This is a genomic window from Nakamurella sp., from assembly GCF_048594475.1.
Lineage (GTDB): Bacteria > Actinomycetota > Actinomycetes > Mycobacteriales > Nakamurellaceae > Nakamurella.
The window spans coordinates 1-10,770 of sequence record NZ_JBMDXT010000577.1; the positions used below are offsets into that span (position 1 = coordinate 1).

Below are 10,770 nucleotides of genomic sequence, written 5' to 3' on the forward strand. Positions count from 1 at the left end.
TGCAACCAGTCCCGCGCCGGCAGGCTGAACCCCTCCAACCGGGGCAGCTTGTACCGCTCCTCATCGGTCGTGATCAACAAGACGTTCGGCCGGCCGGCGGCCGAACCGAAGGAACGATCGGACATTCAGGGCTCCCTGATCGAAGTGGACGATGCGGAAAGATCACGAACTGCGCAAGCGGCCGGCCCGCGGGGGACGACCGGCGAACCGTGGAACGGACTGCGAACTGCCCTGCGGGAACGAACGGGTCGGGCCATGGCGGGGATGGCCGGGTCAGCCGGGGGCTTGGAGTACCGGCAACGGGCGATGCGCCACCTCGTCCGCATCCGCCGCGGACAACCCCAACGTGGTCAACACCGTCGCGGCCAACTCGTCGGCATCGGCATCGGTCAACCCTCCGGCCGGCGAGTCCGGCGACAACCGGATCTGCGCGAACGCCAACACGCTGCCCGCGACGACCGCCAGGGCCACCGGCGCACTGGGCACCCGGAACCGGCCCGCTCCCATCCCGGTCACGATGTCCCGCAACGCTTGTGGTGCGAGTCCGCGCTCCGCGATCAGGAACTGGGGACCGGCCAGCACCAGCACCCGGGCCACCTGCGGCTGCGACCCGGCCAACCGGCACGTCAACCGCATCCCGACGCTGACCACCTCGGCCGGATCGTCCATCCCCGCACACGCGCGGTCCAACGCGCCGCCGAAGTCCGCCAACAACTCCAGCACCGCCAGCTCGAACAACTGCGGCTTCGAGGCGAAGTGGTTGTAGAACGAGCCGAGACCGACGTCGGCTTCGTCCGTGATGTCCTGCACGGCCACCTCGGTGGTGCCGCGCGTGGCCAGGATCCGCTGGGCCGCACCGATCAGCGCCGCGCGAGTGCGCGACTTGCGACGATCGGTCCGATCCACTCGCGCGACCTCCCGGATGACCATGGGGCCGACTCTACGACCAAAACTGAGGAAATCATCAGATCTGAGCAGAACATCACTCGGAAGGGTTCGCGGCGGGGGCCCGTCACGGCCAGGTTCGCGCTGCGAGTACCGTCGCCGCCGGTCTGTTGCTGGCCGGTCCTTGGGCCGAAAGCCTCTGGCCGATCGCGGCTTCCGGCGGTGTGCTGGTCCGGGACCGGTCCGCTCGGGCGCGGTCCGCTCCAGCGGCGAACAGGCAGGGCGGCATCATGAACGGCAGCACCGGCGCGGGACGGAGCCGGACGGCCACCCGACGGCGGGTCGGCTACGGCGCGTCGGTCGTGGTGAACGGGATCCTGCTGTATCTGGTCAACGTGGCGCCGGGCTGGGCGGTGCTGCCCTTCCTGTCGCCGGACTTCAGTTCGGTGCTGCCCTGGCTGAACGCCTCGATGGCTCTGGGCGTTCTCACCTCGATCGGGTACCTGGCCGTCGACACCCCGACGGTCAAGGGAATCGGTGACCTGCTCACCCAGGCCGTTGGCCTGATCGCGATGATCCGGCTGTGGCAGGTGTTCCCGTTCGACTTCGGCTCCGACCCCGGTGGATGGCCCATCGTCGTCCGGGTCCTTCTGGCGATCGGCATCGTCGGGACGGCGATCGGCATGATCGTCACCGCGGTGGTCGCCCTCGGTGGCGGCCGTCGATGGGAGTGGCGGCGGCGGGCGGATTCGTCGATCACGTCGTGACGGGCCGGAGCGCCGGACGGCTCGGGTCATGGGCCGACCGCGGGCCGGCCGGGGGGAGGCCAGTCGCAGTGGGTGGAACTCGGGGGTGTCCTCCGACGGCTCGTCCGACCGGCGGAAGATGACGGGCATGAACTCGCTCGAGTCCTGGATCCTCGGCAGCCACACCGAGGCAGGCATGACGCACCCGACGTACCGCAAGGGCAGCGGGCCCGGAGTGATCGTGATCCACGAGATCCCGGGCATCACGCCTGGGGTGCTCGAGTTCGCCGAGGACGTGGTGGCTCGGGGTTTCACGGTGGTCATGCCGTCGTTGTTCGGTCGACCAGGTGCCCGGGCCGGCGCGCGCGAGGTGGTCCGGAGCGTCGCCACCGTGTGTGTGAGCCGGGAATTCACGATGTTCGCCGTGGGCCGCACCGCACCGGTGGCGACGTGGCTGCGATCGCTGGCCCGGCAGTTGCACCAGGAGGTGGGTGGGCCGGGCGTCGGCGCCGTGGGAATGTGCTTCACCGGCGGCTATGCGCTGGCCATGCTCGCCGATGCACCGGTCGCGGCGCCGGTGCTGGCCCAGCCGGCGTCGCCCGCTCCGGTCGGTCGGGCTCGCCGGGCCGACCTGGGCCTGAGCCCTCGCGATCGTGACTCCGTCAAGGCCAAGGTGGCGGCCGGATGCCAGGTGTTGGGGCTGCGGTACACCGATGATCCGGCGGTCGGCACGCGTTTCGACACCCTGCGCCGGGAGCTCGGCGACAACTTCATCGCCGTGGAGTTTCCCGGCCGTCAGCACTCGACCCTGACCGAGCACCGCCAGCAGGAAGGCGTCGACCGGGTCCTTGACTTCTTCCAGGAGAAGCTGACGACGGTGACCGATCCCCCGGCCTGAGGTGGCCGGGCCGGCCGGCCTCACGCGGTCCTCGGCAGGGGGTCCCGGGTGGATCCCGGCCTGGAGGCGCCCCGCCGTGGACCGCACCGGAGCGGACCAACCTGTCCGCGGAATGAAGCAGATGCATCTTCCGCCGCCCGTCCCTTTCGGCCACGATACGAGGACCGCCGTCCTGTCGCGGCGGGTGAGGAACGGGGGAATGACAGGTGGCATCACTCGCGCTGCTGGTCGAGGACGCGCCGGAGTATGTCGCGGTCGGGCGCCGAATCCTGGCCGACGAGGGCTACGAGGTGCTGGTGACCGGTGACGGCACGGCCGCGTTGGACGTCGCCCGCCGGCACCATCCCGAGCTGATCCTGTTGGATGTCGGGCTCCCCGGCCTCGACGGCTTCGACACCTGCCGGCACCTCCGCACTTTCACCGACGCCTACGTCGTGATGCTGACGGCCCGGGGCGACGAGATCGACCGCGTGCTCGGTCTGTCCGCCGGGGCCGACGACTACGTCGTCAAACCGTTCTCGGCCCGGGAGTTGGGCCTGCGCATCCGGGCCATGCGCCGTCGACCCCGCCAGCCGGTGCGGGTCGGCCACCGCTCGTTCGGCGAGCTCGAACTGGACCTCGCCGCCCGTGAGGCGGTGGTGGCGGGTCGTCCCGCGGCCCTCACCCGCATCGAGTTCGACCTGCTGGCGACATTGGCCGGCCGGCCGCGCTGCACGCTGACCCGTGGGCAGCTGCGGGACGCGGTCTGGGGGCAGGAATGGTTCGGCGATGATCATGTCATCGACGTGCACCTGGGCAATCTGCGACGCAAACTGCGAGGTCAGGGCAGAACCGCCGGTTCGGATCGGCACATCGTCACCGTCCGGGGAGTGGGCTACCGCTTCGATCCGTGAGTGGCGCGGCCGATCACCGCCCGGGGGAGCGCTCGGTCAGCCAGCCGGCGAGCTCCCGCCGGGTGTCGCCGGCGATCTCCGTCAGCCGCAGGACGGTCCCGTCGCCGGCTGCCGGTGCCGACGCTCGCTCAAGGTCACCACACAGGTCGGCCAGCGCGGTCGCGCCCAGCAGTGCGCTGGTCGATTTCAGCGTGTGCGCCTCCACGACCACGTGGTGATGGTCGCCGGACCCGAGCGCAGCCGTCAGCGCGGCCACCCGTCGATCGAGGGTCGACAGGTAGGTCTGCACCGTTTCGGCGGCGAACGTCAGGTCGCCGACGTCGTCGACGAACGCATCGAGCCGAGCTCGATCCAGGGTGTCGTTCATCGTTCCATCGTGCCGCCCGCCCGGTCCGGGCGCGTCGTTCTTGAGCCAATCTTGATCCGCCGTGGACCATCCCTTCAGTCTTCCCGGTTGAACTCGAAGGGTGCGAAAACCGATCGCGGCGGCGGCCGCCCTCGTCCTGCTCGTCGGTATGACCGCGTGCGCCGGCCCGTCGCCTCGGCCCGGCTCGACCACCGACAGCACCACCTCCGACGCAAGCCGGTCCTCCGATGCGGACTGGCTGGCCCGCGGCAACTGCCGGGCCGTCACCTCGGCCCCGAGCGACGACGGAGCGGCGGGGCCCGTGCTCACCGTGCGGGGCGTCGGCGGCGGTGACGGCGGCATCGCCGTGACGATGGCCCAGCTCGACGCGTTGCCTCAGGTCGAGTGCACCGTCGACGATCGGCAGGCCGAGGGGCGCACGGCGACATTTCGCGGTGCCCTGCTGGCCGACGTCGTGCGCTCCGTCGGGGTCCCGTCCGGCGACCTGCAACCCGGTGACGTCCTGCATACGGCTGCGGTCAACGACTACTCCGTGGACCTGCCGGTTTCGGACACCATCGACTACCCCGTGCTGCTCGCCACCCGGCTGGACGGCCGGCCGATGACGGTGGCTCACTACGGGCCCCTCCGCGTCGTCTATCCGACCACCGGGTTCGACCTGGATCCCACGGTGTACGACCCCAGGTGGATCTGGCAGCTGACCGAGATCTCGTTGTGAGCAGCCGCCCTCCCGGCACCAGCGCGCCGCGCCGGATGGGCTGGGCGCTGCTCGCCGCCGCCGTGGTGATGCTCGGGGCGGCGGTCTTCCTCGGGGGCTCCATGGTGGGCCAGTCGCAGGCGCTGCAGGCCAACGTGGAGTTCACCCAGGCCGCGGTCGATGCCAACGTCCGGACGCTCTCCCAGGTCCAACGCGAGCTCCTGCGGGTCGAGGTTCTGCTGGCCGGCCCGCCGGCGGCGCCGGCGGCGTGGGATCTCCAGCTGGCCCTGGTCGACCAGCGGGTGCAGGAGGGCGCGTTGCCGCTGCAGGCAAAGACTTTGGGCTCGGACGAGCTGCTGTCCCGCTCGGCGTCGCTGGCCGACACCTGGACGACCGACGTGCGGCCCCTGGTGGCCCGCGCGGCCCAGGAGGGCGAGCCGTGGCGGACCTCGGCGATGGCGGCGGTGGTCGGCATCGAAAAGGATTACAACGCGCTGGTCAGCGACGGCGAGATCAACCGTCGGGTCCGCGCCGGCGAGGCCAACAACCAGACCCGGCAACTGCTCTCGCAGGCGCAGACCTTGCTGATCTGGCTGGCCGTCACGCTGAGCGCGTTCCTCATCTTCACCGCAGTGTCGGCGCGGGCGTTCCGCCAGCTGAACCGGCATCGGGAGGCCGCCGCGGCCCAGCTGCGCGTCCTGAACGAGGAGCTGCGAACGGTCAACGCGGAACTGCGCACCAACGCGCTGGTGGTGCACGCCACCGACAACCTGGTCGTCGTCACGGACGACCAGGGCTGCATCGAGTGGGTCAACGCCGCGTTCGAACGCACCACCGGATACCTGCTGGACACCGTCCGCGGACGGCGTCCCGGAGAGCTGTTGCAGAGCCCGGACACCGACCCACAGACCGTGGCCATGATGCGGGCGGCGGTCGCCGACGGACGTCCGTTCACCGCCGAGGTTCTCAATCGGACGGCGGCCGGTCGGCCGTACTGGGTGCGCGTCGAAGCGCACCCGGTGCACGATGACCAGGGCCGGCTCACGCACTTCATCGCGGTGGAGTCCGACGTCACCGAACGTCGGCGCACCGAGGAACACCTCCGGGCGGCCGCCGACACCGCGCTGAGCCTGGCCCAGGAGAAGGCGTCGTTCCTGGCGACGATGAGCCATGAGATCCGCACACCGCTGAACGCCGTCCTCGGCATGACCGAACTCCTGGGTTTCACGGATCTGGACGACGAACAGGCCGATTACGTCCGAACGGCCAACAACAGCGGGCGCCTTCTGCTGGGGTTGATCAACGACATCCTCGATTTCTCCGCCATGGAGTCCGGTCACGTCGAGGTCGAGCACCGGGCATTCCGGGTCCGGCGGACGGTCGCCGAGGTGGTCGGCATGTTCGCCGCCCAGGCCGCGGCCCGGGACGTCTCGGTGCGGTCGTCGGTCGACGACTCCGTGCCCGATCTGGTGACCGCCGACGAGAACCGGCTCCGCCAGGTGATGGTCAATCTGGTCGGAAACGGACTGAAGTTCACCCACCACGGTGAGGTATCGGTGCACGTCGGATACACCGACCAGCCCGGCCATCCGGCGGGCCGTCGTGGCCGGCTCCGGGTGACGGTCTCCGACACCGGCATCGGCATCCCTAAGGACCGCCAGGACCGCATCTTCCTGCCCTTCACCCAGGTCGACCCGTCGACCACCCGCCGTTACGGCGGCAGCGGTCTCGGGTTGTCCATCTGCTGGCACATCGTGCGGCATCTCGGCGGGGTCATCACGGTGGACAGCGAGGTGGGCCGCGGCTCCGCCTTCACCGTCGAGCTGCCCATCGAGGGGGCCGTCACCGCGTCGGACGAAGGACCGGCGGTGGACGAGGAGATCAGCTTCGGCGAGCTGAAGGTGCTGGTGGCCGAGGACGACCCCGTCAACCGGATGGTGGTCACGCGCATGCTGTCGCGGCTGTCGGTGCAGGCTGATGTCGTTCTCGACGGCGCCGCCGCCGTCGAGGCGGCCACGGCGACGCGCTACGACGTCATCCTCATGGACGTGCACATGCCGGTTCTGGACGGCGTGGCCGCGACCGCGGCGATCCGCAACGACCCCGACGCCGGACGACCCTGGATCGCGGCCCTGACGGCCAACGCCTTGGACGGCGATCGCGACAAGCTGCTGGAGGCGGGGATGGATGGCTACGTGAGCAAGCCGGTCACGGTCGCCTCCCTGACCGCGACGTTGACCGAGGCGAGGGCGTCCCGGCCGGCGGTCGCCGCGAGTCGGTGACGGATCGCGTGGTCCGTCGCGTCGTCGTGACCAGTTCCCGCAGGCCGGTGGAGGCGTTCGGCACCAAGATCGGCCGGCCCAAGGCGTGCGCCCTCGATCGCCGACGATGGAGTCGATGCCGACAGGCCGGCGTTCTTCGAGATGGCGGTCGCGAGCGCCGAGCGAATCACTGTGCCGATCCGGTCGATGACGGGGAGGGCCTGGGAGCAGGTCGCTGTCGCCAACCGGGGACGCGCGCACATCGCGCTTGGGCACGAGAGCTGGGACGAATCCGTCGACGACCGCCTCGGTGACCTGCGGTTGACCGTAGCGCGGGAGGAGCGGGGCGCAGTCGCGTAATCGCTGTCCAGGGTGAAACTGTCATCGCGGGCCATCGCGAAGCTTCTCGGTGTCGACGTCGCCACGGTGCACCGGGTGCTCGGTGCCGGCGATCCGACCGGTTCCGGGGTTGGGGGAGAGATTGCGCCACATTCGGGGTTGGGAGGGGAGGTGCACGATGCTGGGATCCTCGAGTGCCCGTTGCACCTCTTCACGCAGGGGTGAGGTCCGCGACCGGGTCGCCAGGATGATCGGCCCGCAGGGCGGGCTCGTCACCCCGAAGGCGCCCCAAGCCGTGCGAGTCGACCAGCGGCAGGAGGCGTCGGTCGGCGTCGATCTGGGTGTGCCTCCGTCACCGAAGGCGTTGCCTGTTGCGACGGTCGTCGATCCCGTGACCCGGCGGGATGCACCGTGGATGAGCTGGCCACCCTGCCAACAGTCGATTGACGAAAGTGAGATCACCGGCCCCGCAGCGAGGGAGACCGAACTTCCCGACGGCATCCGTGAGCTGCCCGAGCATCTGCGGGTCCAGGCCGCCACAACGGTGGAGTGGTTTGCTCCCGGGCAGCGTGAGACGACCGGTCTCAACGATTCCGCCGGGCTCGATGGGCGGCGCCGGGTTATCCCGCCAGCTCTAGGAGTCGCGGTCCGATCTTGTAGCGGCGATGCTCGTCCCGGGTCAGGATTCTTCCGGCGTGTAGCTCGTTGACCAGTCGAAAGGTCGTCGACAGCGGCAGTCCCGACCGTTCACTGATCGCGACGAGTGTCAGCCCGTCGCAGGATGGTGAGCTGAAGGCGTCCAGGATGGCCAGGACGCGCCCGGTCACCGTTGGCGGTGTGCCGGGCTTTCGGGGCATTCGCATCTCAGGCTCCTCTTTGCGCAGTGACCGGTCCGGGACGTGCGTCCCGGACCGGCCACGTTCGGTGCGTCAGGTGGTGGGCCAGCCGGTGTAGGACTCGGCGAGGTAGGCCGAGCCGTGGCGGGAGTTGACGACGCCGGCGAGTTCGCCGAGTTGCCGTTTGCGTTCGAAAACGCTGGCGTCGGCGCGGGTGTGCAGCATGCTGGTCATCCAGTAGGAAAAGTTCTGCGCCTTCCAGATCCGTTGCAGGGCCCGGTCGCTGTAGGCGTCGAGCAGATCGGTGGACCCGGTCGAGAAGTAGGAGTCGATGCCCTCGAACAGCACCCGCACATCGGCGAAGGCTAGGTTCAGACCTTTGGCCCCGGTCGGCGGCACGGTGTGCCCGGCATCGCCGGCCAGGAACAGGTTCCCGTACCGCAGCGGCTCGCACACATAGCTGCGGAACCGCAGCACCATCTTGTCGAAGATCCGGCCCTGCTTGAGTTGGAACCCGTCCGGTCCGTCGACCCGCTTCTGCAGCTCGGCCCAGATCATCTCCTCGGTCCAGCCGTCGACGTCCTCGTCGGGTGGGCATTGGAAGTACATCCGTTGGATGTTCTCGTCCCGCTGGCTGATCAACGCAAACCCGTGCTCGGAGTTGCAGTAGATCAGTTCCTCGCTGCTGGGCGGCGCCTCACACAGAATGCCGAACCATGCGAACGGGTACTCCGCGAAGTTGTCCACCCGATTCTCCTGCGGGATCGACCACTTACAGATGCCCTGGGATCCGTCCGCGCCGACCAGGATCCGGCAGTGGATCTCCTGGCGGCGTCCGTCCGCGTCGGTGAAGGTGATCTTCGGGATGTCGGTCGTCTGGTCCGACACCTCGGTGTCGGACACCGACCAGAACACCTGCCCACCGTCCCGCTCCCGCGCGGCGGCCAGGTCGACGAACACCTCATTCTGCGGGTACAACCACACCGCCTCGCCGACCAGATCCTCGAAATCGATCCGGTGGCTTTCCCCACCGAACCGCAGATCGATGCCCTCATGCTTGTACCCGGATTTCAGCACCCGATCGGACACACCGGAACCGACCAGCATGTCCACGCTGCCATGCTCCAGGATGCCCGCCCGGTGCGTGGTCCGGATCGTTTCGTGGTCGCGTTTTTCGACCACGACGTTGTCGATGCCGGCCTTGGCCAGCAGATGCGAGAGCATCAACCCGGCCGGACCACCACCAACGATGCCGACCTGAGTTGTGATGATATCGGGTTTAGTCATGGGTATTTCCTCCAAGCGGGGACGTGGGGTGGCACGGCAGCAGGGGTGAATGAACGTGGATCAGCCGCAGGGGACGTGGCTCAGTGGGCGTGCCTGGCGATCTCATCGGCCTCCTCCTCGGTGACCGGGAGCGCCTCGTCGGGCGCCGGATTGCGGTTGACGAGTGAGATGGAGACGGCGCCGATCGCGGCGACCACCGCGAACAGGTAGAAGCCCCAGGGGTAGGCCAGTCCGGCGGTGAGCAGGACCCCGGTGATCAGCGGGCCGGTGATGGCGCCGAGCCGTCCGATGCCGCTGGTCGCGCCGAGGGCGGTGCCGCGGGCGGCGGCCGGGTAGACGTGGGCGACATAGGCGAACACCAGGACCTGGGCGCTGAACACGAACATGCCGGCGAGCAGAACGCTGATGTAGACGCCGATGCCGGGCAGCTTGACGCTCAGCAGGGCCAGGAACAGCGCGGCGGCGGAAAACCAGGCGACGGTGGACCGGCGGTTGCCGATTCGGTCGGCGACGGCGCCGGCGACCAGCAACCCGGCGATGGCACCGACGTTGAGGACCAGGAGCAGGGCCAGCGCGGCACCGAGTTCGTAGCCGGCCTCCCGCATGATCTGCGGCAGCCAGGTGTTCAGCCCGTAGACCAGCAGCAGGCCCATGAACGAGGTGACCCAGAAGGCGATGGTGGACCGGGCCAACCCGTGGTGGAACAGCATGCCGATGGGATTCTTGCTCGTCTTCGGGGTCGTCTTCGACGCCGTGCCGGGTGTGGCCGGTCCTGCGGCGCGGGCCTCGAGGAAAGCGGTGGATTCCGGCAGGTACTTCAGGATCAGCGGGACCAGGATCAGCGCGGGCAGCGCCCCGATGATGAACATCCAGTGCCACCCGAAGCGCTCGATGATCAGGATGCCCAGCAGGGCCGTGGTGACCGCGCCGACGTGGTAGCCGGTCATCAGGGTGGTGGTGGCCTTGCCGCCGCGTCCGCGGCGAGCGTATTCGTTGACCAGGGCCAGCGCGGTGGGCAGCACACCGCCCAGGCCCAGACCGGCCAGGAACCTCAGCACCGCGAAGACGAGCGGGTTGGGCGCGAAGGCGCACAGCAGGGTGAACACCGAAAAGCTCACGACGGTGAAGATGATCGCCTTGCGTCGGCCGATCAGGTCACACACCGTGCCGGTGGCCATCGCGCCGATCATCACGCCGACCAGGCCGACGACGGAGATCACCGAGGCCGAATTGGGAGTCAGGTTCCACCCGGGCTCCTTGAGCAGCGCCGGGAGAACGACACCCAGGACGACCAGGTCGAAACCTTCCAGGGCCACCGCCAGCCAGCACAGCGGTGCGACCCAACCGGCGTAATGCGCGCGAGGATTGAGTGCTGGGGACTTAGTCATGCCCAGCCGCCGATCAGAAGGGGTACTGCGGCAGGTCGCCGCGCATGGTGATCCATTGGGTGTCGGTGAAGGCGTCGAGGTTGGCTTGGGCGCCGCCGTGGCGGGAGCCGGTGCCGGATTCGCCGACTCCGCCGAAGGGGATGAGGGCTTCGTCGTTGACGGTCTGGTCGTTG

At 69.2% G+C, this 10,770-nt stretch carries 10 protein-coding genes and 1 pseudogene; 5 read left to right on the plus strand and 6 right to left on the minus strand.

Annotation, left to right across the window (positions count from 1 at the left end; all coding sequences use genetic code 11):
* Positions 1-273 precede the first annotated feature (273 nt).
* Positions 274-930, minus strand: coding sequence for a TetR/AcrR family transcriptional regulator (locus ACOJUF_RS25750; RefSeq protein ID WP_420124655.1), 657 nt, complete (start codon positions 928-930; stop codon positions 274-276).
* 245 nt (positions 931-1,175) lie between these two features.
* Between ACOJUF_RS25750 and ACOJUF_RS25755 the strand changes: the two genes are divergently transcribed.
* The 3 genes from ACOJUF_RS25755 (at position 1,176) to ACOJUF_RS25765 (ending at position 3,422) form a co-directional block, all read left to right on the plus strand.
* Positions 1,176-1,652, plus strand: coding sequence for a hypothetical protein (locus tag ACOJUF_RS25755; protein ID WP_420124656.1), 477 nt, complete (start codon positions 1,176-1,178; stop codon positions 1,650-1,652).
* Positions 1,653-1,779: 127 nt separating this feature from the next.
* Positions 1,780-2,529: a dienelactone hydrolase family protein gene (locus ACOJUF_RS25760; RefSeq protein WP_420124657.1), complete on the plus strand. Its 750-nt coding sequence runs from the start codon at positions 1,780-1,782 to the stop codon at positions 2,527-2,529.
* A 206-nt stretch (positions 2,530-2,735) separates the two neighbouring features.
* Positions 2,736-3,422, plus strand: a complete 687-nt coding sequence (locus tag ACOJUF_RS25765) for a response regulator transcription factor (RefSeq protein ID WP_420124658.1) — start codon at positions 2,736-2,738, stop codon at positions 3,420-3,422.
* A gap of 13 nt (positions 3,423-3,435) precedes the next feature.
* Here the strand turns inward: ACOJUF_RS25765 and ACOJUF_RS25770 are convergent, their stop codons facing one another.
* The gene (locus tag ACOJUF_RS25770; RefSeq protein ID WP_420124659.1) at positions 3,436-3,789 is read right to left on the minus strand and encodes an Hpt domain-containing protein; all 354 of its coding nucleotides are present in this window, start codon (positions 3,787-3,789) and stop codon (positions 3,436-3,438) included.
* A gap of 100 nt (positions 3,790-3,889) precedes the next feature.
* Here ACOJUF_RS25770 and ACOJUF_RS25775 point away from each other — a divergent pair, with 100 nt between their 5' ends.
* Positions 3,890-4,507 (plus strand): molybdopterin-dependent oxidoreductase, encoded by a 618-nt coding sequence (locus ACOJUF_RS25775; RefSeq protein ID WP_420124660.1) that lies wholly within the window; start codon positions 3,890-3,892, stop codon positions 4,505-4,507.
* Positions 4,504-6,768, plus strand: a complete 2,265-nt coding sequence (locus ACOJUF_RS25780; RefSeq protein ID WP_420124661.1) for an ATP-binding protein — start codon at positions 4,504-4,506, stop codon at positions 6,766-6,768. Before ACOJUF_RS25775 ends, ACOJUF_RS25780 begins: the two co-directional genes overlap by 4 nt.
* A gap of 938 nt (positions 6,769-7,706) precedes the next feature.
* Here the strand turns inward: ACOJUF_RS25780 and ACOJUF_RS25785 are convergent.
* From ACOJUF_RS25785 to ACOJUF_RS25800, 4 genes and pseudogenes are all read right to left on the minus strand, one after another.
* Entirely contained in the window at positions 7,707-7,913 is a 207-nt protein-coding gene (locus ACOJUF_RS25785; protein ID WP_420124662.1) for a helix-turn-helix domain-containing protein, read from the minus strand.
* Between the two features lie 102 nt (positions 7,914-8,015).
* Complete coding sequence (locus tag ACOJUF_RS25790; RefSeq protein WP_420124663.1) at positions 8,016-9,209, minus strand: 4-hydroxybenzoate 3-monooxygenase; 1,194 nt, start codon at positions 9,207-9,209, stop codon at positions 8,016-8,018.
* An 80-nt stretch (positions 9,210-9,289) separates the two neighbouring features.
* Entirely contained in the window at positions 9,290-10,597 is a 1,308-nt protein-coding gene (locus ACOJUF_RS25795) for an MFS transporter (RefSeq protein WP_420124664.1), read from the minus strand.
* A 13-nt stretch (positions 10,598-10,610) separates the two neighbouring features.
* Positions 10,611-10,770 (minus strand): annotated as a pseudogene (locus ACOJUF_RS25800) (benzaldehyde dehydrogenase); the annotation flags it as partial.